This window comes from Streptomyces albospinus (assembly GCF_014648695.1).
Lineage (GTDB): Bacteria > Actinomycetota > Actinomycetes > Streptomycetales > Streptomycetaceae > Streptomyces > Streptomyces albospinus.
In genome coordinates, this window is record NZ_BMRP01000033.1 from 30,765 (window position 1) to 51,990 (window position 21,226).

General features: G+C 74.3%; 16 protein-coding genes. 6 read left to right on the forward strand and 10 right to left on the reverse strand.

Features of this window, described 5'->3' with window-relative positions; genetic code table 11:
- Positions 1–118: 118 nt before the first annotated feature.
- Together IEZ17_RS31110 and IEZ17_RS31115 are read right to left on the reverse strand one after the other, a co-directional pair.
- Entirely contained in the window at positions 119–919 is an 801-nt protein-coding gene (locus IEZ17_RS31110) for an ABC transporter ATP-binding protein (RefSeq protein WP_189306063.1), read from the reverse strand.
- A gap of 4 nt (positions 920–923) precedes the next feature.
- On the reverse strand, positions 924–1,859 hold the full coding sequence (locus IEZ17_RS31115) for an ABC transporter permease (protein WP_189306009.1): 936 nt from the start codon (positions 1,857–1,859) through the stop codon (positions 924–926).
- Between the two features lie 138 nt (positions 1,860–1,997).
- On the opposite strand from IEZ17_RS31115, the gene IEZ17_RS31120 reads away from it, so the two are divergent.
- Positions 1,998–2,627, forward strand: a complete 630-nt coding sequence (locus IEZ17_RS31120; protein WP_189306011.1) for a TetR/AcrR family transcriptional regulator — start codon at positions 1,998–2,000, stop codon at positions 2,625–2,627.
- An 84-nt stretch (positions 2,628–2,711) separates the two neighbouring features.
- On the opposite strand, the gene IEZ17_RS31125 is transcribed toward IEZ17_RS31120, so the two are convergent.
- Positions 2,712–4,388, reverse strand: a complete 1,677-nt coding sequence (locus tag IEZ17_RS31125) for a serine/threonine-protein kinase (protein WP_229852828.1) — start codon at positions 4,386–4,388, stop codon at positions 2,712–2,714.
- A gap of 381 nt (positions 4,389–4,769) precedes the next feature.
- Between IEZ17_RS31125 and IEZ17_RS31130 the strand changes: the two genes are divergently transcribed.
- Entirely contained in the window at positions 4,770–6,941 is a 2,172-nt protein-coding gene (locus IEZ17_RS31130; protein WP_189306013.1) for a PIG-L family deacetylase, read from the forward strand.
- On the opposite strand, the gene IEZ17_RS31135 is transcribed toward IEZ17_RS31130, so the two are convergent.
- The 3 genes from IEZ17_RS31135 to IEZ17_RS31145 all read right to left on the reverse strand — a co-directional run bounded on the left by IEZ17_RS31135 (position 6,896) and on the right by IEZ17_RS31145 (position 11,125).
- Positions 6,896–7,402 (reverse strand): GtrA family protein, encoded by a 507-nt coding sequence (locus IEZ17_RS31135; protein WP_189306015.1) that lies wholly within the window; start codon positions 7,400–7,402, stop codon positions 6,896–6,898. The two genes, IEZ17_RS31130 and IEZ17_RS31135, sit on opposite strands and share 46 nt — an antisense overlap.
- On the reverse strand, positions 7,402–8,394 hold the full coding sequence (locus tag IEZ17_RS31140) for a glycosyltransferase family 2 protein (protein ID WP_189306017.1): 993 nt from the start codon (positions 8,392–8,394) through the stop codon (positions 7,402–7,404). The genes IEZ17_RS31135 and IEZ17_RS31140 overlap by 1 nt, the downstream gene beginning before the upstream one ends.
- Before the next feature lie 79 nt (positions 8,395–8,473).
- The gene (locus IEZ17_RS31145) at positions 8,474–11,125 is read right to left on the reverse strand and encodes a YfhO family protein (protein ID WP_189306020.1); all 2,652 of its coding nucleotides are present in this window, start codon (positions 11,123–11,125) and stop codon (positions 8,474–8,476) included.
- A gap of 129 nt (positions 11,126–11,254) precedes the next feature.
- On the opposite strand from IEZ17_RS31145, the gene IEZ17_RS31150 reads away from it, so the two are divergent.
- Positions 11,255–13,258, forward strand: a complete 2,004-nt coding sequence (locus tag IEZ17_RS31150; RefSeq protein ID WP_189306022.1) for a glycosyltransferase family 2 protein — start codon at positions 11,255–11,257, stop codon at positions 13,256–13,258.
- A 141-nt stretch (positions 13,259–13,399) separates the two neighbouring features.
- Here IEZ17_RS31150 and IEZ17_RS44655 read toward each other — a convergent pair whose 3' ends face one another.
- Positions 13,400–13,792, reverse strand: a complete 393-nt coding sequence (locus IEZ17_RS44655) for an ATP-binding protein (RefSeq protein WP_373300007.1) — start codon at positions 13,790–13,792, stop codon at positions 13,400–13,402.
- Here IEZ17_RS44655 and IEZ17_RS31160 point away from each other — a divergent pair.
- On the forward strand, positions 13,677–14,348 hold the full coding sequence (locus IEZ17_RS31160; protein WP_373300008.1) for a GntR family transcriptional regulator: 672 nt from the start codon (positions 13,677–13,679) through the stop codon (positions 14,346–14,348). The two genes, IEZ17_RS44655 and IEZ17_RS31160, sit on opposite strands and share 116 nt — an antisense overlap.
- A gap of 380 nt (positions 14,349–14,728) precedes the next feature.
- Complete coding sequence (locus tag IEZ17_RS31165) at positions 14,729–15,832, forward strand: alpha/beta hydrolase family protein (RefSeq protein ID WP_229852829.1); 1,104 nt, start codon at positions 14,729–14,731, stop codon at positions 15,830–15,832.
- Here IEZ17_RS31165 and IEZ17_RS31170 read toward each other — a convergent pair.
- Positions 15,819–16,625 carry a TetR/AcrR family transcriptional regulator gene (locus IEZ17_RS31170; protein WP_189306027.1) on the reverse strand — a complete coding sequence of 269 codons (807 nt, stop codon included), beginning with the start codon at positions 16,623–16,625 and terminating at the stop codon, positions 15,819–15,821. The two genes, IEZ17_RS31165 and IEZ17_RS31170, sit on opposite strands and share 14 nt — an antisense overlap.
- An 85-nt stretch (positions 16,626–16,710) precedes the next feature.
- On the opposite strand from IEZ17_RS31170, the gene IEZ17_RS31175 reads away from it, so the two are divergent.
- Positions 16,711–18,324, forward strand: coding sequence for a CocE/NonD family hydrolase (locus tag IEZ17_RS31175; protein WP_229852831.1), 1,614 nt, complete (start codon positions 16,711–16,713; stop codon positions 18,322–18,324).
- A 99-nt stretch (positions 18,325–18,423) separates the two neighbouring features.
- Here IEZ17_RS31175 and galE read toward each other — a convergent pair whose 3' ends face one another.
- On the reverse strand, positions 18,424–19,410 hold the full coding sequence (galE, locus tag IEZ17_RS31180; protein WP_189306029.1) for a UDP-glucose 4-epimerase GalE: 987 nt from the start codon (positions 19,408–19,410) through the stop codon (positions 18,424–18,426).
- A gap of 45 nt (positions 19,411–19,455) precedes the next feature.
- Positions 19,456–21,138, reverse strand: coding sequence for a glycosyltransferase family 2 protein (locus IEZ17_RS31185; protein ID WP_189306031.1), 1,683 nt, complete (start codon positions 21,136–21,138; stop codon positions 19,456–19,458).
- Between the last annotated feature and the right edge of the window lie 88 nt (positions 21,139–21,226).

A 21,226-nucleotide genomic window follows, 5' to 3' on the forward strand; every position in this document is an offset into this window, starting at 1 on the left:
CCGGCGCTTGTGTGTCGGGGTGTGGGGGAGTGGGCCCGTGCGGGCCGGGGTATCGCTTCGCTCGTCCTCAAACGCCGGACGGGCTGGATGCGTGCGGACGGGCGGGAAATCCGGCTCCCTACGCCCCCGTGAAGTCCTCGTACGCCGCCAGGACTTCTTCGGTGGGGCCGTCCATCCGCAGGACGCCCTTCTCCAGCCACAGGACCCGGTCGCAGGTGTCGCGGATGGAGTTGTTGTTGTGGCTGACCAGGAAGACCGTGCCGGCTTCCTTGCGCAGCTCGCGGATACGGGCCTCGGAGCGCTTCTGGAAGCTGCGGTCGCCGGTGGCCAGTGCCTCGTCGATCAGCAGCACGTCGTGGTCCTTGGCCGCCGCGATGGAGAACCGCAGCCGGGCCGCCATACCGGACGAGTAGGTGCGCATCGGCAGCGAGATGAAGTCGCCCTTCTCGTTGATGCCGGAGAAGTCGACGATGCCGTCGTAGCGCTCGCGGACCTCCTCGCGGCTCATGCCCATCGCCAGGCCGCCGAGGATGACGTTCTTCTCGCCGGTCAGGTCGTTCATCAGGGCCGCGTTGACGCCGAGCAGCGAGGGCTGGCCGTGGGTGTAGACCTTGCCGCTCTCGGCGGGCAGCAGCCCGGCGACCGCCTGGAGCAGGGTCGACTTGCCGGAGCCGTTGGAGCCGATCAGGCCGATCGACTCGCCGCGGTGGGCGGTGAAGGAGACGCCCTTGACGGCGTGCACCTCGCGCACGCCGGTGGAGGGCCTGCGGCGGACGATGCGGTTGAGCGCCGCGGTGGCGCTGCCCTTGCCGGCGCCGGTGCCGTAGACGCGGTAGACGATGTGCAGATCGTCCGCGATCACGGTCGGGACGCGGGCCTCGTCCGCCGCCGGGCCGATGCCGTTCCGGTTCTCCGTCATGAACTCAGCCACGTCCGTACCGCTCCTCGGCCTTCCAGAAGTACACATAGCCCGCCACGCCCGCCAGCAGCGCCCAGCCGGCCGCGAACGCCCACACGTGCGGCGGCAGTTGCTTGTGGGTGAAGCTGTCGATCAGCGCGAAGCGCATCAGGTCGATGTAGACCGCGGCGGGGTTGCCGTTCAGCAGCACCACCACGATCTGCGGGAGGTGCTTGCCCTTGACGATGAGGCTGATGCTGAACATCACGCCGGAGGCGTACATCCAGGTCCGCATGATGAAGGGCATCAGCTGCGCCAGGTCCGGGGTCCGCGAGCCGAGCCGCGCCATGACCATCGCGAGGCCGGTGTTGAAGACGAACTGGAGCGTCAGTGCCGGGATGACCAGCAGCCACGACCAGGTCGGCACCTGCCCGAAGCACAGCAGGATGACCATCAGCACGGCCATGGAGTACAGCAGTTGCTGGAGCTGCGCCAGGCAGGACGAGATCGGCAGGCAGGCGCGCGGGAAGTGCAGCGCGCGCACCAGGCCGAGGTTGCCGGAGATCGCGCGGGTTCCGGTCATCACCGAGTTCTGGAGGAAGGTGAAGACGAAGACGCCGGTGACCAGGTACGGGATGTAGTCCGGGACGCCCTTCCGGGTGCCGATCAGCACGCCGAAGATCAAGTAGTAGACGCCGGCGTTGAGCAGCGGGGTGATCACCTGCCACAGCTGGCCGAGCTTCGCGGTGGTGTACATCGCGGTGAGCTTGGCGGTGGCGAACGAGGTGATGAAGTGCCGCCGGTGCCACAGCTGGCGGGTGTACTCGGACAGCGAGGGGCGGGCGCCGCTCACCGTGAGGCCATGGCGTTCGGCCAGGGCGCGCAGCTCCGGATCGGGCGCGGTGCCGGAGCCGGACGGCCGGGCGGGCGCCGGGGCCGGGGGAGCGAGGGTCTGGGGCATGAGGGGCCGCTTTCGCTTTCGTACGGCGACGTCAGAGTCCGGTGCAACGACGGAACGGGTCCGTATCGTCGCGACGCCGAGACTAAAGGGATCCCACGTCGAAACGCAACCGTAGCGTCGTACCGCTAGGATCAAGCCATGGCAAAAGACGGCACCGACAGCGAGAGAGCGACCGCGGCGCAGCGCCGGGCCCCGGCGGGCGCCGCCGTGCTGCGGGAGGACAAGACCGCCGCGATCCGCGCCGCGGTCTTCGAGGAACTGGCCGCGGTCGGCTTCGCCCGGATGTCCATCGAGGGCATCGCCCGGCGGGCCGGCGTCGGCAAGACCGCCGTCTACCGGCGCTGGCGCTCCAAGCTGCACCTGGTCCTGGACGTGGTCTCGGCGGTCGCCGCGGCCGGGCTGCCGGCCCCCGACACCGGGTCGCTGCGCGGCGATGTGCGGATGCTGCTGGAGGTCGCGGCCCGTGCGCTGCGGCACCCGATGGCCTCGCAGATCATCCCCGATCTGCTGGCCGAGGCGGCGCGCAGCCCGGAGATGGCCACCGCCCTGAAGACGGCGCTGCACGACAGCCAGGAGGGCGTCGCCGCGGCCGTGGTGGCGCGGGCGGTGGAGCGCGGTGAGCTGACCGAGGGCGTGGACGCCCGGCTCGCGCTCGATCTGATGACCGGGCCGCTGTACTGGCGGCTGCTGGTGGTCCGCGACGAGGTCCCCGGGGGGTATCTCGACGCGCTGTCCGGTTCGGTGGCGGTGGCGCTCGGCGCGGAGTAGGACGCGCGCGGAGCGGCGGAGATACGGCGAGGGGCGGCCCGGAGGAATCCGGGCCGCCCCTCGTGGCCGAGGTGCCGGCTGTGGCTAGTCCTTCTTCCAGAGCGTCAGCCTGGTCGCGTAGTCGGGCATCTCGCTCTCGTGGTTGGGGCTCATTCCGGTGATCTCCAGCATGGCGAGGTTGCCGTCCGTGGTCGTGGTACACAGCAGCGTGCCGACATGGATCGTCTGCCCCTTGTCGAGCTCCTCACGGCGCACCTTGTCCGGCAGCACGTCCGAGCGCGAGCCGTCCAGGCACGCCTGTGCCGTACGGCCGGCCGCCCGGCCCATGGGGGTGTGGAACTCCAGGCCGATACCGGACACCCCGTTGTAGGTGATCTCGTACGGCGACTCGTCGATCTGGGCGCCGGGGACCGCCTTCGGGACGTCCAGGTCGATGTTGTTGAAGCCCGCCTGGGAGGGGGCGCGCAGCGCGAACGGGCGGTCCTTGAAGACGACCCGGTAGCCGGCGTTCTGGTCGGGCGCCGCGTCCGGCGGGCCTGACCTGCCGTCCTGCCGGTGCGGGGGCGCGCTGGGGACGTGCCGGGTGTCGGCCCGGCTGTCGGAACCGCCGCCGCGGGCCAGCGACCAGGTGACGGCGACCACGGCGATCAGCGCCACCACCGCGACGGCCGCCGGCAGCGCACGGCTGCGGCGCGTGCCCGGCGCGGGGGCGCCTGCGCCGACCGTCGGCAGGGAGTGCACCCCGCCGGACGGCGGCGGGGGCGCCGGCGCGGACGCGGTCTGCGCGGTGGCGCGGTCGGCACCGCCCGCCGGGCCCTGGGTGGGGGTGTAGCCGGGCGCGCCCTGCGTCGGGGGATGGCCGGGCGGCGGCGGTACCTGGCCCGCCGCCGGCTCCGGTATCTCCTGGGCGGCGCGCTCCCGCCGTGCGATCTCGGCGGCCAGGGCGTCCGGGAGCCAGCCGTCGACGTCGCGCGGACCACGCCCCGACGCCCGCTCGCACAGCTCCGCCAGCTCGGCCGGTGCGGGCCGCTGCCCGGGATCGGCGGCCAGGCAGCGGGTGAGCAGCGGGCGCAGCGCGTCCGGGTAGCCGCCGAGGTCCGGCGGCTGCTGCGCGGTGTTGGCGATCCGGGCGGCCACGGTGATGGGCGCGCCGTCCCCGTAGGGATGCCGGCCGGTCGCCGCGACGGCCGCGATCAGGCCCAGCGAGAAGACGTCGGCGGCGGGCGTGACCTGCTCGCCGCCGGCGTGCTCGGGGGACATGTACTGCGGGGTGCCGATGAAGCCGCCGCTGCGCGTGAGCTGGGTGGCGTCGGCGGCGCGGGCGATCCCGAAGTCGATGACGTACGGGCCCTGCGGGCCGAGCAGGATGTTGCTGGGCTTGAGGTCGCGGTGGACGACACCGGCGGCGTGGACGGCGGTCAGTGCGCCGGCCGCCGCGCCGACGAGCTGGAAGACGGCCGGCAGCGGCAGGGTGCCGAAGCCGCTCAGCGCCTCGTCGAGCGGCAGGCCGGGGATGAACGCCGTGGCCAGCCAGGGGAGTTCGCCGCTGGTGTCGTGGTCGAGCACCGGCACGATGTGGTAGCCCTGCACCCGCCGGGCGGCCCGTACCTCCTGCTCGAACCGGCTGCGGAAGTCCGCGTCCTGGCCGAACTCCCGGCGGATGACCTTCAGGGCGGCCGGCTGGTTCCCCCGGGTCCGGGTCAGGTAGACCGAGCCCATGCCGCCCTCGCCGAGCCGCGCCAGCAGCCGGTAGCCGGCCACCTCCCGCGGATCCTCGGCGCGCAGCGGCCCGAACGCTCCGGATGCGCTGTCGTGCGTGCTGATGCGGACCCCCCCGGTCGAGAACTGACCGGGGGATCGTAACCGCCCGCGCCGTACGGCACAGCGGCCGGCCCCGCCAACTCGGCGCCGGACGGCCGGAGTCCGGGCAGGGGCGGCGGGGCCGCGGCGGCGGGCCGCCGTCCGGGGCGCCGGGTCCTCGGCGGGGTGACGGGGCGTTGCGCCGTACGGGCGCGCCGCGCGGTGTTCCGCACGGCGACGCGCAACTGATGACCTGTCGGACGAGCGGGATCGCCGGTCCCCGCAAATACTGAGCGTGTGCCCCCGTCAGGACCGTCAGGACCACTGGTTTCCCGCCGCCGGATGCTTCAGGCCACCGGCGGTTCCGTTCTCGCGGCCACCGCGGGCGCCGGCGTCTGGGCCTGGCTCTCGCCCGACGCGCCGCCCCGCCCGGCCGAGTCGGCCGGTGACCAGGAGTCCACCGAGGAGCCGGACGACCAGGTGTTCGTGCACGTCATCGCGCACCCCGACGACGGGCTGTTCTTCATGAACCCCAACCTGGAGCAGGCCATCCGCAGCGGGGCGCGCACCGTCACGGTCTGCCTCACCGGCGGCGAGTCCGACGGCCGCAACGCCGCCCGCGGCAGCAGCCTGCACGACCGGGTGCCCGCCGACCGGGCCGCCTTCGCCCGCGCCCGGGTCAACGGGCTGCTGGCCGCGCACGCCCAGATGGCCGTCGGCGACCGGGAGGGCCTGTGGGACGCGGAGGCGCACACCCTGCTGCCCGGTTTCCAGGTGGAGCTCCAGACGCTGCGCGCCGCCCCGCAGCACCAGCTGATCTTCCTGGAGCTGGTCGAGGCCCGCGCGGTGTACCAGCCGCGCGCCATCAGCCTGCGCGGCCTCTGGCTCGGGGTGGTCGGCTCGCTCCCCACGCTGCGCCCGGAGGGCAGCCCCGTGCAGCGCCAGTTCCGCTACACCCGCGCCCAGGTCATCGACACCCTGGCCGCGGTGCTCGACCGGTACCGGCCCACCGTCGTGCGCACCCTGGACCCCGACGCGGTGCACTCTTCCAAGCCCCCGCTGCCCGCCCCCGACCCGCGGCTGGCCGGGCTGCGCTACCACGACCACCAGGACCACACCGCCTCCGCCCACTTCACCCAGGCCGCGCTGGCCCGCTACTGGGGGCGCGGCCACCCCCGCGCGACCATCGTGGAGAGCTACCTCGGCTACGAGCTCGGCGTGCTGCCCCAGGACCTCGACCGGGCCACCGCCCGCCGCAAGGCCGCACTCCTGGACGTCTACGGCTGGGCCGACCACCGGCCCTGCGCCGACCCGGCCGGCTGCGGCGACCGCAAGGTGGGCGGCACGGCCCTCAACGGCAGCCCGCGCAGCTGGACCCGCAGCACCCGGCTGCGCGCACCCGGCTCCAACGCCTGGGTGCGGCCCACCCACGACGGCCGGCTGGCGGCGTTCGCGGTGCTGGGCGGGGCGGCGTACTGCTGGACGGAGAGTCGGCGGGGCAGCGGGCGGTTCGGCGGCCCGGTGCGGGTCGGCGGGGACATGCTGGAGGGGCAGATCCATGTGGCGCGCCACCCGGACGGCACCCTCCAGCTGTTCGGCTCCCGCACGGTTCTGCCGGGGCCCGGCACCGATCACCGCCGCGAGGTGGTCACCGCGGTGCAGCGCGGCACCGGGCCGGACGGGGTGCCCGCGTTCGGCGGCTGGGCGTCGCTGGGCTCCCCGGACCGGGACCCGGTCCGCTCGCTGGAGATCGGCTTCCCGGCGGCGGTGGCCACCCCGGACGGCACGGTGCACCTCTTCGTCCGGACCTGGGACGGCGGCATCGGCTACCGCAGCGGGCCGCACGGCGGGCAGTGGTCGCCGTGGGACCGGCTGGAGGGGCCGGTCGGCACCCTCAACGGGTCGCCGCAGATCGTCGACGGGATCGATGCCTGCGTGGACTCCGACGGGCTGGTGCACCTGGTCGCGCCCAGCGTCCGGACCGTGCAGCACTGGGTGTCCAAGGAGGCCGGGCAGATGCCGCGGGCGGGCGCCGCCACCGGGCTGCCGGAGCCCGGCGGTCCGGTCAGCATCACCCCCCTGGACGACGGTGTGGTCCGGATCGCCTACCGGCAGTCGGAGACGGCGCAGGTGCTGATCGCCGAGCGGCAGCGGGCGCCCGGCGGCTGGCGGGTGTCCGCGCAGTGCGAGCGGGTCGGCGGCTACGGGCGGGTGGCGCTGGCGCCGGTCGGGCCCGACGACCGGATGGTGCTGGCGGCCCGGGACGACGCCGGCGACGTACGGGTGGCGCTGGCGCAGGCCGCCCCGAAGCCCTGGCAGCGCTGCAGGCTGGCGCACTCGGCGGCGGCCGGCGTCGCCCCGGACGCGGGCGGGCGGGCCGTCCTGGTCGCGCTGGGCAACGACGGCCGGCTGTACGCGGCCCGGCAGAAGACGAGGGGGCAGACCGCGCCGTTCCAGGGCTGGCGGGCTCAGGCCGGTTCGCTGGAGCGGACCGGCGGCGGTGATTCCCCGTGATCCGCCTGCTTCACCTGGTCAGCCTGGTCCGGCTGATCCGCCTGATCCGGCCGCGCGTCCGCGCCGGCCGTGCGGGCCGGGGGCCGCAGGATCCGCCGGGAGACGACGAAGGTGGCGGGGATGGCCAGCAGCGCCGCCACCAGCGGCGCCACCGTGCTGTCCATCCCCAGCCAGCTCACCAGCGCCACCAGGCCCGCGCTCTGCACCGCGTAGTTGGTGACCTGGGTCAGCGGGAAGAGCAGGAACTTCTTCCAGGTGGGGCGGGTGCGGTAGGTGAAGTAGGTGTGGAGGAGGAACGAGCAGACCAGGCTCAGGACGAAGGCCGCCGTGTACGCCGCGAAGTACGGCAGCAGCCGGTGCAGCGGCAGGTAACAGGCGTAGAACGTCGCGGTGTTGACACCGCCGACCGCGGTGAACCGCAGCACCTGGCCCCACGGGACCGTCGCGGGCAGACCGCGCATCAGCCGGTCCGCGAGCCGACGGCGGCGTTGCCGGACGGCGTGGGCGCATGCGCCGGGGCGGCGGTGGGCAGCGCGCCGTCGCTCTCCTTGACCAGGAAGTGCGGGCGCCGCTTGGTCTCGTAGTAGATCCGCCCGATGTACTCGCCGATCAGCCCGAGCATCACCATCTGGAGCCCGCCCAGGCCCACGATGATGGCCACCAGCGTCACATAGCCGGGCGCGGTGACCCCGCCGGCGACGGCCGAGCCGATGACCCAGAAGGTGTAGAGGGTGGCGAGCGACGCCAGGCTGAGCCCGGTGTAGATGGCGGCGCGCAGCGGGCGGCAGTTGAACGAGATCATCCCGTCGATGCCGTAGTTGATCAGCGAGCCGAACCGCCACTTCGTCTCGCCGGCCTTCCGGGCGGCGTTGCGGTAGTCGAAGGTGACGGTCTCGAAGCCGATCCACGAGAACAGCCCCTTGGAGAAGCGGTTGTACTCGGGCAGCGAGATCAGCGCGTCCACCGCCTTGCGCGACAGCAGCCGGAAGTCGCCCGCGCCGTCGACGAGTTCGACATCCACCCAGGTGTTGACGGCGCGGTAGTACAGGCGGCTCAGGGCGGTGCGCAGCCGCCGGTCGCCGTCCCGGCTGCGCTTGGCGATCACCTGGTCGTGGCCGAGCTGGTAGAGGTCGAGCATCCTCTCGATGAGTTCGGGCGGATGCTGGAGGTCGGCGTCCATGATGATCACCGCGTCGCCGGTGGCCGCCTTGAGGCCGGCCAGCATCGCCGGCTCCTTGCCGAAGTTGCGGCTGAAGGAGAGGTAGCGGGTGGTGGCGCGGTGCTGGTGGGCCAGGGCGCGCAGCCGGGGGAGGGTCCCGTCGAAGCTGCCGTCGTCCACGTAGCACAGCTCGTAGTCCACCGCGAGGTCGCCGAGGACCGTGCGGAGCTGTTCGTCGAAACGGCCTATGACGGCTTCTTCGTTGTAGCAGGGGACGACGATCGAGAGCTTCATGGGCGGGCCTTTTCGCCGGGGACCAGGGGACGGTCGAGGGCCATCCCCTGGGAGTCAATTCTACGAATCAGGCGAAATGTCATGATTCAGGCGAATCAGTGGTATAGGGGCGCCGACGCGTCCGGCGGGCGGCCCCGGCGGCCACCGCGATGAGCACCAGCACCCCCGCTCCGCTCGCCGCCAGCCCCTGTTTCAGGCCCGGCGGGACGTACGAGCACGACAGCCGGGCCGCCTCCCGGCCCAGCGGGACGGCCATCAGCCCGCCGAAGGACCGGGGCGCGCGGACCGGCCCGCCGTCCACCGAACAGCCCCATCCGGCAACGGCGGGCACTGCGAGAACGGCGGTACCGCCGCTGCCCCGGGGTAGCACGGCGGCCAGCGTGTGCCCGCCTGCGGTGAGCGCGACGGGTCCCCGCGCGGCCCGCACCGCCGCGGCCAGCCGGTCCGGCGCTACGCAGCCGAGCGCATGCTCCGGGACGTACTGCCGGCCGTGCCCGGTGAACCGTACGGACAGCGTGCCGTCGGCCGGCACCGTGCCCAGCTGCCGCACCGGGTTCGCCGTCACGTCCCACCGCCCGTCGCCCCTGGTGGTCACGCCCAGCCCGCTGACCTCACCGGTGAACCACGGCGCGTACCAGACGGCGGTGCCGCCCGGGGCGCACCGCGCGGTGAAGACGGTCCCCGCGTCCTCCGGGCCCGCCTTCCCGCCGCGCGCCGCGGGCCGCGGCACCGGCGGCAGCGTCCAGCCGCCGGGGGCCCGCTGCGGGGCCGGGCCCCCGGCGGGCGTCAGCCGCGGCACCTCGTAGACGGCGGCGCCCAGCGCCCGCTCCTGGCGGGCGAAGACGGTGTCCGGGCCGCTGCCCGACCCCGGCAGCGGGCCCCGCCGGACGGTCAGCAGCGGCGCCGGCCGCCCGCGCCGCACCGTGTACCGGCCGCGCGGCCCGCCCCCCGGCGGCTCCGCGAGGTGGCTGCTGATCCCCATCAGCACCTGCCCCACCGGGTCCTCGAAGCTCAGCGCGTGCCGCCCGCGGATGTACCAGCCGGCGCCCAGGCCGTGCAGCGCGCGGGCGGTGGCCGCGGGCACATAGCTGCTGTAGTACGCGCCGCCCTCGCCGCCGATCAGCAGCGGATCGTTGTTGGCGAACTCGTGCGGCCCCGGATCCGTACGGGAGCGCGGCCAGTCGTCCCGGGCGGCCAGCCCCCGCCGGGTGGCCAGCGCCCCCGCGGTCAGCGTCAGCTTCGGCCGGAAGAACGGGATCTTGTCCCGGACGGCCGTCACGGAGAACGCGGTGTACGCCGATCCGAGCAGAACGGTGCCGGCCAGCGCGGCGGTGAGGGCGGTCCGGCCGCGGGGCTCGCCCCGCTCACCCCGCTCGCCCCGCGCCAGCCCCGTCAGCAGCCCCAGCGTCACCGCGGCGCCGCCCGCCACCACGATCCAGGTCGACGGACCCACCGCCCCCTGGCCGCGGCACCACCACGCCAGCACCGCCACCAGCGCCGCCCCGGCCGCCAGCTCCCGGACCCGCGGCCGATGCGCCAGCGCCAGCCAGGCGATCATCACCAGCACCCCGCTGAGGACGAAAGCGGCGCGGTACGCGCTCCCGTTGGGCAGCGCGAAGCCGTGCCACAGCAGGATCGTCGGCTTCCAGACGAACGAGGCGCCGATCGCCGCCGCCAGCACCGTCCACCCGATCCGCGTCCGCACCGGCACCGCCCGCACGAACGGGAACGCCGCCACCAGCAGCAGCCCCAGCACCCCGATGAAGATGTTGGGCGCCGGCTCCCCGCCGTGCCCGCCGGGCAGCAGCTGCGCCAGCTGGTCCGCCAGCGGCGGCCGGCCCCGGTAGACCGCCTCGGGCGGCGGCTGGGCGGCCCGGCTCGCCTTGAGCGTGACGGTCAGCACCGGCGCCGCGAGCAGCACGCCGACGCCCGTCATGGAGGCGGCCCGCCCCAGCACCCGCAGCCGGCCGCCCGGCGGCAGACCGCGGGCCGTCGCCAGCCGGAGCGCCAGCACGAGCCCGGTCGCCAGGGTGGCCATCGCCGCCGTGTAGAAGTTCCCCGCCCAGGCGGCGGCGACCAGCAGCGTGCCCGCCACCCACCGCACCCGCCGCAGGCACCAGTCCGCCGCGATGCCGGTCAGCGGCAGCGAGACCAGCCCCCACATCCACATCGGATCGGCGTACCCGTCGTTCAGCACCCAGGCGCACAGCCCGTACCCGACCGCCAGCAGCGCCCGCAGCACGCCGGACCCCGGATGCAGCCGCCCCAGGAGGACGGTCATCAGCGCGGCGCCCAGCCCGATGCTCAGCAGCGTCACCAGGAACACCGGAAGGTCCACCAGCGCCCGCGGGAACAGCCCCACGAGCCAGGAGAACGGATTCATGAGATACGTGAAGAAATCCGCCAGGAACGGGACGCCGTACCCGCTGCCCCAATTGAAGAACAGGTCGCCGTGCGCGGTCCCGTGCATCAGGTCCCACAGCCGGGCATGGAACGGCACGAACTGGTTGCCCAGATCGTTGACGGCACGGGAGCGCGCGCCGAGCGGATAGCTGCCGTCGGCCGCCAGTGCCAGGCAGTACGCCCCCATGGACAGCAGCGCCGCGAGCCCCGGTGACGCCGCTCGTCGCAGCGCCCCGCCCGCCGGTGTGGCGCTCCCCCCGATGGGCAGCACCCGGGCAACCTTCCGGGCCCGGACCCCCTCTTGGGGTGCGGAAGGCGTCGGGTTCACCGGCACTCCTCCAAGTCGGCGGACAGTCCACCACCGTTATATAGCTTGATGTCTCATTAGTCCGTTTTACTCCGGTGGGGGCGGGGTAGGGCGAGGACCTGCAGGAAACGAACGGAGGCCACGGTTCCCGTGTCCGACAACTCCGACCACCCCGCCACCGAGGCCCGTACCGGCCCGGCCCCCGAGGCGCCGGCCGTCACTGTGATCGTGCCGGTCCACAACACCCACCGCTACCTCGACCGCAGCCTCGGCTCGGTCTTCACCCAGACGCTCGACCAGCGCCGCATCGAGATCATCGCGGTCGACGACGGCTCCACCGACGACAGCGCCGCCTGGCTCGACGAGGCCGCCCGCACCCACCCCAACCTCACCGTCGTCCACCAGCCGGCCTCCGGCGGCGCCGGACGGCCCCGCAACGCCGGCCTGGACCGCGCCACCGGCGACTACGTCTTCTTCCTCGACTCCGACGACCACCTCGGCGCCGAGGCGCTGGACCGCCTCATCCGGACGGCCGAGGAGCACGGCTCCGACATCGTCTACGGCCGCATCGTCGGTGCGGGGGGCCGCGGCGCCCCCGTCGACCTGCGCACCTCCTCCGCCCGCGTCTCGGTCTTCGACTCACCCGTCTACTGGACCCTGGCCGCCTACAAGCTCTTCCGCCGCTCCTTCATCGAGGAACACCACCTGCGCTTCGTCGAGGGCCGGCTGCTCGGCGAGGACCTGCCCTTCGGCATCACCGCCCTGCTCCGCGCCGGCACCGTCTCGGTCCACGCCGACTACGACTGCTACTACCTGTACGGCCGCGAGGACGACAGCAACGCCTCCCGCCAGGACCTCGACTGGCCCGAATACCTCGGCTACATCGGCACCGTCCTCGAAGACCTCGCCGCCGAGGTCCCGCCCGGCCCGGACCGCGACAAGCTCATGGTCCGGCACTTCCACGGCGAGATACTCATGCCGTTCGCGGCGGCCTACCTCGCCCGCGACGAGGCCGGCCGGCGCGCCATGGCCGACGCCGCCCGCCCCCTCGTGGAGCGCTACCTCACCGACGGCGTCCTCGCCGCCCTCCCGCCCCGGCTCCGGCTGCGCGCCCACTGCCTGCGCGCCGGCCTCGACACCGAACTCGCCGCGATCATCGGCGCCGACACCGGCACCGGCGCCGAACCCGGCCCGCCCCGCATCACCGACGGCCGCGCCTACGCCCCCTACCCCTACTTCCGCGACCCCGGCCACTCCATACCGGACGCCCTCTACGACCTCACCGACCGCATCGGCATACAGCAGCGCCTGACCGGCGTCGCCTGGGTCGGCGGCGTCCTCCACCTCCACGGCACCGCCACCCTCCCCGCCCTCGGCGCCGACACCGTCGACGTCCTCCTCCGCCGCAGCGGTGCCCAGCTCACCGTCCGCGCCGACCACGCCGACGGCCACTGGCACGCCGCCCTCGACCCGGCGACCGCGGCACTCGGCGAACCACTGGCCGACGGCATCTGGGGACTGAAGGTCGCGGTCACCGCCCTGGACCACGACGCACAGCCCGCCACCCCGGCGGGCCCGCGGCCCGCAACGTCCGACGAGAGACCCGGGGCCCCCGGCGAGAGACCCGGGGCGCGTCCCGAGGCCTCCGGTGTACGGCGGGAAGCCTGGCTCTGCCCCGAGGCAGGGGAGGAGGGCACCGACCTCGCGCCGCACATCATCAGCCACGGCCCCGAAGGCCCCACCGTCGCCGCCCTCTTCCTCTCCACGCCGCACGGCCACCTCCACCTCGACCTGGACCACGACGGCGCCCGCCGCCCGCTCGGCGCGGACCTGCACGGCCGGGCCACCCGCACCCGCTCCGGCCGCACCACGCTCGACGCGGACCTCACCCTTCCCGGCTGCCCCGCCGACGCCGACCTCCAGCTGGTCCTCCGCGACGCCACCCGCACCGTCGCCCTGCGCACCACCGTCGAACGCGCCGCCGGCGACCGCTACCGCGCCCACTCCGTCCTCCGCGGCGGCCCGCCCGGCACCTGGCGCGTCGCCCTCCGCCTCACCGCCGGCTCCCTCCGCCGCGAACTCCCGGTCCGCTCCCCGGACGGCACCGGCCCACTGCGCCTCACGGTGCCGGCGAAGCGATGGCGGTGGGGGTGACGGCCGGGACGGTCGCACTCACGCGGGCGTGCGGACATCCGGCGCCCAACGCTACGAGTTCGACTGCGAGTTGGCGTCGATTGCCGGTTCCGCCCGGCGCCGCAGCAACATAAGGGCGAACGAGCGGTGAGTCCTCGGTGATCAAGAGTTGGCTGCATACGCCAGCTCGGCCCGGACGCGTTTTCCCCAAGGGAGCCGGTCGGTGCCCCATCGACACGACAGGGCGTCGATGACTGCCAGGCCGCGCCCGGTCTCGCCGCTGTCACCCGCCACCGCGAATTCGGGGGCGCGCTGGGATTTGTCGGCGACTGCGATGCGGACGGATGTCTCGGCCGGTCGCGTGATGGTCACGCGCACGGCACGAGTGCTGGTGTGCCGGGCGGCATTGGCGACGAGTTCCGTGACGATCAGAACGCCGCTGTCCTCGACGCTGCGTAGGCCCCAGGCCGCCAACGCCGCGCGGACCAAGGCGCGGGCCGGGGCCCGCCAGGCATTGGGAGTCCTCCGGAACGAAGGAGTGGCCGAGTCGCGCAAGGGCGCTGGAGTGTTCGTCCGGGCATTCCGCCCGCTGAGGCGCCGGGGCATCCAGCGGTTGTCCCAGGAGCGGTGGGGAGTCGGCCGGTCGATCTGGTCTGCCGACGCCGAGGACCGCACTCTGGTGGTGGACCAGGTGACGGTGTCGCAAGAAGAGGCACCGGAGCGGATCGGGCGGGTTCTGGACCTGGTTGACGGGGACACCGTATGTGTGCGGCGCCGGCGATTCGTGTGGGACGGCAAGCCCGTTCTGCTCGCGACGAGCTGTCTCGCCACGTCTCTGGTCGCGGGCTCCGCCCTCACCCGGGAGGACACGGGGCCGGGCGGTACCTACGCCCGCCTTGCCGAACTCGGCTGCAAGCCGGTGCACTTCCGCGAGGAAATCCGCTCACGCATGCCCACGAAGGACGAGGCGGCGCGGTTGAGCATCTCCGCGGGCACACCGGTGATCCTCGTCTGCCGGACGGCCTTCGCCAACGAGAGCCGCCCCGTCGAGGTCAACGAAATGACGCTCGATGCCGCCTCCTACATCCTGGAGTACGACTTCGACGCGTGACACGGCGCGCGGTGTCGGGGATGTTTCCCGGTTCATGGGTGCGCCTGAGTGCGTTCGATCCCTCGGCCCACTCCGGGCGTTGAGCCGACGCGCGGCGCAGCGCCCGGAGTGGGCTGCACCCTTGTCGCGTTCTTGACGCCTTTCCCGCGCCACGGCAACGCGCTTTGTTCTATAAAAGCTATAACAAGGTGACGGGGGAGGGGAGTTGGCCGTGGCCGGTCCTGCGCTGTTCTGCGGGGGCGGAGTCCGGCCGGGCGGGTGCCGCGGTGTTCGGCGAGCCCGCGACCGGCGTGCCACCGTCCCCTCCGCCCCCCCCGCTGTTCACTTCATCGTTCGCTTCACTTCTCGTTTCTCATCGCCTCAACCGACAGGGAGGTCCCATGCGTTTACACAACCGCCGGCGCGGCAGGATGCTCGCCGTGCTCATGGCGGCGGTCGCCGTCGCCACTGCCGGGCCGGTGCTGGGTGCCGCCGCGGACACGGCGTCCGCGGCTCCCCGAGCCGACCTCGTCCCGGCCGTGGACCGTGAGGTCCGCTTCACCGCGGACGGCACCACCGCCTACGGCACGGTGCACATACCCGCCCACCACGCGGGCCGCAGGCTGGCCGCGGCGCTGCTGATCCCCGGCAGCGGCCCGACCGACCGCAACGGCGACGAGCCGGGCGGCTTCACCCCGCACACCCTGGCCCTGATGGCGGGTGTCCTCGGCGAGGACGGCGTGATGAGCCTGCGGTTCGACAAGTACGGCACCGGGCGTACGGGGCTGGGCGGGCGGCACAGTGCGCCCGACATGGCCGCCTACACCCGCCAGGCCGTGGCCGCGTACAACGCCCTGCGTGCCCGGCCGGAAGCCGACCCGCACGCGCTGCTCGTGGTCGGGCACAGCGAGGGCGGCCTTCAGGCCCTGCTCGTCGACCGCGCCGTGCAGGCGAAGCCCGCCGGGCTCGCGCTGATCGCCCCGCAGGACCTGCGGCTGCTGGACATGCTCGACGACCAGCTGGCGGCCGGCCTGGACCGGGCGGTCGCGGCCGGGCAACTCACGGTGCGGCAGGCGCAGTTGAACAAGAAGGGCGTGGCCCGCGCCATCGCGGACTTCCGTGCCGGGCGCCCGGTGGACACCTCGGGGCTGCTGCCGTCCCTGTCCGCCCTCCTCAACGGCATGTTCGGCCCGGTCAACGCGGACTTCGTCCGCAGTGACGACGCCGTCCACCCGCCGTCCGTCGCCCGGGGCGTCGCGCACGGCACGCGTACGCTCGTCACCTGCGGCACGGCCGACACCAACGTGCCGTGCCGCACCACGCCGGCTCTGCTGGCGGCCCTGGCCGCCGCCCGCACTACGGGTCCCGGACTGCGGGTCCTGCCCGGACTCGACCATCTGCTCCACCCCGCCGGGACCCCGGCCGGCACGCCGGTGATCGCCCCGGTCGCGCGGCGGGCCCTGCACGACTTCGTCCGCCCCTGGCGGCAGGTCACGGCGGGCTGAGAACCTCGCTCCCGCCCGCCCCGGGTTCCGTGTCCAGCCCGTCCACCAGCCGGTCCAGGAAGCGGGCGAAGGCCGTCTCCGGCGTCGGTGGGCGGCCCGGGGCGGCGAGGGCGGCGGCGAGTTCCGGGTGGTGGCCGTCGGCGGCGACGGCGGCGAGGTAGCGGGCCTCGGCGGCGGCGCGGTCGGGGGAGCGGTCGGCGGACCGGGTGAGTTCGTGGCCGACGTACGAGGCGACGAAGCCGGTGAGCAGGCTGAAGACCTCCAGCTTGGCGGCGCCGTCCAGCCCGGTGGGGCGGAGGGCGGCCAGGGCGCGCTCCAGGAAGGCCAGGGTGTGCGGGCCGAGCGTCCGGCGGGCGCTCAGGGCGGCCGGTAGCCACGGGTGCCGGTGCATGTGGGCGCGCTGGAGCCGGGCGAGGTGCTTGAGGTCGGTGCGCCAGTCGCCGGTGAGCGGGTCCGTCAAGGGGAGTTCGGCGGAGACGTGGTCGACCATCAGCTCCAGCAGCGTCTCCTTGTCGGGCGCGTAGCTGTAGAGCGACATCACGCCGGCGCCGACCTGCGCGGCGACGCGCCGCATGGTGACCGCGTCGAGTCCCTCGGCGTCGGCGAGTGCGACGGCCGCCGCGGTGATCGCCTCGCGGCTGAAGGCGGGGCGGCGCCCGCGCCGGGGCCGGTCGGCCGCCGGCCAGAGCTGCTCGGGGTCGACGGGCGCGGCCTGCGGCCGGTCGCCGCGGGGTGCGGGCACGGGCTCGGTGTTCCTCTCTCGTCGGTCCGGCTCGTGAGCCGTCCGTCCCATCCGATCCGTCCCATCCAAGCAGCCCTTCGCGCATCGGTTATTCTCGTACGTAGTACGAGAATGGCTCCGGTGGAGGGGGACGGCGATGAACGGTCGGGTGGGGGGCGGGAGGCCGCCGCGGGCGTCGCGGTGGATGCGGGCGGCATGGCGGAAGGTGCCCGCCGGGCGGTACACGGTGGGGTGCGAGCGGGGGCTGGTGGCGCCGGCCGCCGACGGCAGCCCGCTGCTGACGGACCATTACTTCCCGTGCGCGCAGGGCGAGTTCCCCACGCTGCTGGTGCGCTCCCCGTACGGGCGGGGGCTGCCGTGGTCGCCGCTCTACGGGATCCTCTTCGCCGAGCAGGGGTTCCATGTGGTGGTGCAGAGCTGCCGCGGGACCGGGGGATCGGGCGGCGCGTTCCATCTGTGGCGCAACGAGGCCGCGGACGGCCGGGCGGCGGTGGCGTGGCTGCGGGAGCAGCCGTGGTTCACCGGTGTGCTGGGCACGATCGGGCCGAGCTACCTGGGGTACACGCAGTGGGCGCTGGCCGCCGAACCGCCCCCGGAACTGCGGGCGATGGTGGTCCAGGTCGGGCTCCACGACCCGGCCGCGTACTTCCACGGGGGCGGGGCCTTCCACCTGGAGAACGCCCTCGTCACCGGCATCGGTATGACCTACCAGCACCGCGGGACGGTGCCCTTCCTGCGCGCGGCGCTGCGGCTGGGGCGCGGGCTGCGCGGGGCGGACGCCTCGTCCGTGGCGGGTCTGATGGGTGAAGTGCCGTGGCTGGCCGAGGTGTCGGCGCATCCGGACGCCGACGACCCGTACTGGCGCGGGGCGTCCATGGCGGCGGTGGCGGAGCGGCTGACCGTGCCCACCGCCCTGATCACCGGGTGGCACGACGTGCTGGCCGGGCAGGCCCTGGCGCAGTTCGGGCGGCTGCGGCGGGCCGGGTGCGACACCGCGCTGCTCGCCGGCCCCTGGACGCACCACTCGGCGTTGCAGCAGGGCTGGCCCGAGGTGTTCGCCGAGAGCCTCGGCTGGCTGCGGGCGCACCTGTGCGGGGACCGGTCCGGGCTGCGCCCCACCCGCGTACGGGTGCACGTCGGCGGCGAGCGGGAGGCATGGCGGGACCTTGCGGACTGGCCGCCGGCCCCGGACCGGGTGAACTCCTGGTTCCCGGCCCCGGGCGGGCGGCTCGTGCGGCAGGCCCCGGCGGGCTCCGTGCCGCCGGCGTCCTTCCGGTACGACCCGGCCGCGCCGCCCCCGTCGCTCGGCGGGCCGCTGGTCTCCCGGGGCGCCGGGCCCCGCGACAACCGCGCGCTGGAGGCCCGGGAGGACGTGCTGACGTTCACCGGCGAGCCGCTGACCGGGCCCGTGGACGTCCTCGGCCCCGTCGCGGCGCGGCTGCGGCTCACCGTCGAGGGCGGCGGACCCGCCGATGTCTTCGCGCGGCTGTGCGACGTGGACGCGCAGGGCCGGTCGGTCAACGTGTGCGACGGGCTGGTGCGGCTGCGAGACGTGGGGGAGGCGGCGGAGGCGGGGCGGGAGCCCGTGGAGATCACGGTGCCGATGGGCTCCACCGCGCACCGCTTCGCCGCCGGGCACCGGGTGCGGATGCAGGTGAGCGGGGGCGCCTATCCGCGCTACGCCCCGGATCCCGGCGCCGGCCCCGTACGCGTCACGGTCCACAACGGCTCGGCGCTGACGGTGAGTTGAGCGGGTCGGCGCGGGGCCGCCTGCGGAACGGCCCCGTCCGCCGGCCCTCACGGGGAGTGGCCGGCGGACGGGGCCGGAACGCTGCTCTCGGTGCTGCCGTCAGCCCTGCCGGGCCTCCGGGTGGTGGTGCTGCCAGCCCGCCCACGCCGAGGTGATCATGTCGCGGACGTCGTAATGGGCCTTCCAGCCCAGTTCGTCCGCGATGCGGTCGGCGGCGGCGACCACGCGGGCCGGGTCGCCGGGGCGGCGCGGGGTGACCTCAGGGGTGACGCCCTCGTAGCCGGTGATCTCGGCGATCAGCGCGACCATCTCGCGGACCGACACGCCTTCGCCGCGGCCGATGTTGAGGGTCAGATCGCGGACCGGGCCGGGCTCGGCGAGCTTGCGGGCGGCGGCGACATGGGCGTCGGCGAGGTCCGCGACGTGGATGTAGTCGCGGATGCAGGTGCCGTCGGGGGTGTCGTAGTCGTCACCGAAGATCCGCGGGGCGGCGCCCTCGGTGAGCTTCTCGAAGACCATCGGGACGATGTTGAAGACCCCGGTGTCGGCCAGCTCGGGGGTGGCCGCGCCGGCGACGTTGAAGTAGCGCAGGCAGGCGGTGCTGATGCCGTGCGCCCGGCCCGCGGCGCGAGCCATCCACTCGCCGACGAGCTTGGTCTCGCCGTACGGGTTGATCGGCACGCACGGGGTCTCCTCCGTCACCAGGTCCACGTCGGGCATGCCGTAGACCGCGGCGGAGGAGGAGAACACGAACCGGCCCACACCGCCGGCGGCCATGGCCTCCAGCAGCGTCTGGAGACCGTGGACGTTCTCCCGGTAGTAGTGGAGCGGCAGGTCGACGGATTCGCCGACCTGCTTCTTGGCGGCCAGGTGGACGACATCGGTGATGCCGTGCTCGGCGATGGTGGCGTCGAGCAGCGCGCGGTCCAGCGTCGAGCCGACGACCAGGGGGACGTCCTCGGGGACCCGGGCGCGCACGCCCGTCGTCAGGTCGTCGAGGACGACGACCGTCTCGCCGGCCTGCCGCAGGGCCCGTACGACATGGGAGCCGATGTAGCCGGCACCGCCCGTGATCAAGTAAGACATAGGGCCAATCCTAGGCAGAGGGGTCAACAGCAGGAGCGGACGGGGTCAGCGGTGCAGCCGGCGGGCGGCGATCCGCCAGACGCTGCGCGGGCCGGAGGCGACGCGGAGCGCCAGGGCGCCGCCGGTGGTCGCGTAGGGCTGGGCGAGCAGCACCATCTGGCGGGGGCTGGGCAGTACGTGGCGGCGCAGACCCGGGCCCACGGCGCGCAGGGACGCGCGCAGCGTGGTGCCGTCGTCGCAGGTCAGCTCGGCCATCAGGTCCCACGGCTCGGGGTCGGCCGGGCGGGCGCCGGGCAGCGCGGTGAGCGGGGCGAGGTCCAGCACCACCTCGGCGGTCCAGGAGGAGCCGTCGGCGGCGGGTGTGAGGGCGGCGGTGCGGACCGGGCCGGGGCAGTCGTCGCGGCGGCGCAGCAGCTCGACGCCGATGCGCGCGGGCCCGGCGGCGGCCAGCCGGCCGTACAGGTCGTGCACCCGGAGCCGGAGCACGCTGCGGGACGCGCCGACGACCGGTTCGGCGTCGATGGCCACCGGCAGCCGGGCGGGCTCCCCCTCCCCGGCCCCGGAGCCGTCTTCGTCGCCGGCTTCGTCGCGGTCCCCGGCGAGGCCGTCCAGCGGGACCTCGGGCAGATCGGCGGACCAGACGGGGCGGCCGTCGCCGTCCCGGGCGTACGGGGGCAGCAGGCGGCCGGGACGGCCCGCGAGCTGGGTCAGCCGCTCCAGGTCGCGGGGCGCGGGGGAGGCCAGGACGACCCGGGCGAGCCAACGGGCCGGGGCGCGGGCGGCGCGCAGCTCCGGCTCCTCGAAGGCCGCCAGGTGGTCGCGGGTCAGCCGCCACCACTCGGTGCGGTAGTCGGCGCCGCGGGTGTGCAGCTCGCGGACGTACATCCGCAGGTCGTGGTCGAGGAACTTGGTGGCGGCGGCGTGCGCCAGCGCCTTGTGGCCGGCGTCCCGGAGGATCCGCAGCACGGTGCGGTGCGCCGCGATACGGGACTCCCAGTTGGCGACGTCCTTGCGGTCCAGGGAGATCGACTGCTTGGCGGCGGAGCGGCGGACGTGCCAGACGTAGACGGTGTCCGGGACCACCGCGATCTTCGGCGCCGCGGCCAGCACCTGCGCGGTGAACACGAAGTCCTCGTAGGTGAACCGGCCTTCGGGGAAGGCGATCGCGTGCTCGGTGAGGAACGTGCGCGCATAGAGCTTGTTGACGCAGAGGGTGTCGTGGACCAGCTGCGGAGCCGCGTCGGGGGTGTCGTACACGGCCGGCTCGCGGTAGAGCCCGGGCTGCCAGGGGACGTCGCGGCGGGCGGGCAGCTCACGGCGGACGCAGGCACCGGCGGCCACCGGCGCGCCGTGCCGCAGCGCCGCGGAGCGCAGCGCGTCGACCGCACCCGGCGGCAGCACGTCGTCGCTGTCCAGGAACATCACGAAGCGGCCGGTGGCGGCGCGCACGCCGTCGTTGCGCGGGGAGCCGCAGCCGCCGCTGTTCTCGCCGCGGTGGATGACCCGCACCCGGGGCTCGCTGCGGGCGAGGGCGTCCAGCGCGGCGCCGGTGCCGTCGGTGGAGGCGTCGTCCACCGCGATCACCTCGCCGACCGACTCTCCCTGCGCGAGCGCGGAGCGCACCGCGTCGGCGACGTGACCGGCATCGTTGAACGCGATGACGACGACACTGACCGGCGCGTCGGGCGTGAGGGTGGGCCCAGGCTGTGGCTCAAGGGCTTCATTCACAGTCACTAAATCTACATTCCGTGTCGACAGCAGCTCTTGGCGCGAGCGGGATCGGACCCAGTTCTTCAGGGTGAGAGGGCGAATCCCG

Excerpts from the sequence above, each read along its gene's own strand:
- IEZ17_RS31110 (WP_189306063.1), bottom strand. The coding sequence starts at position 919 with ATGACGGAGAACCGGAACGGCATCGGCCCGGCGGCGGACGAGGCCCGC.
- IEZ17_RS31115 (WP_189306009.1), bottom strand. The coding sequence starts at position 1,859 with ATGCCCCAGACCCTCGCTCCCCCGGCCCCGGCGCCCGCCCGGCCGTCC.
- IEZ17_RS31120 (WP_189306011.1), top strand. The coding sequence starts at position 1,998 with ATGGCAAAAGACGGCACCGACAGCGAGAGAGCGACCGCGGCGCAGCGC.
- IEZ17_RS31130 (WP_189306013.1), top strand. The coding sequence starts at position 4,770 with ATGCTTCAGGCCACCGGCGGTTCCGTTCTCGCGGCCACCGCGGGCGCC.
- IEZ17_RS31135 (WP_189306015.1), bottom strand. The coding sequence starts at position 7,402 with ATGCGCGGTCTGCCCGCGACGGTCCCGTGGGGCCAGGTGCTGCGGTTC.
- IEZ17_RS31140 (WP_189306017.1), bottom strand. The coding sequence starts at position 8,394 with ATGAAGCTCTCGATCGTCGTCCCCTGCTACAACGAAGAAGCCGTCATA.
- IEZ17_RS31165 (WP_229852829.1), top strand. The coding sequence starts at position 14,729 with ATGCGTTTACACAACCGCCGGCGCGGCAGGATGCTCGCCGTGCTCATG.
- IEZ17_RS31170 (WP_189306027.1), bottom strand. The coding sequence starts at position 16,625 with ATGGGACGGACGGCTCACGAGCCGGACCGACGAGAGAGGAACACCGAG.
- IEZ17_RS31175 (WP_229852831.1), top strand. The coding sequence starts at position 16,711 with ATGAACGGTCGGGTGGGGGGCGGGAGGCCGCCGCGGGCGTCGCGGTGG.
- galE (WP_189306029.1), bottom strand. The coding sequence starts at position 19,410 with ATGTCTTACTTGATCACGGGCGGTGCCGGCTACATCGGCTCCCATGTC.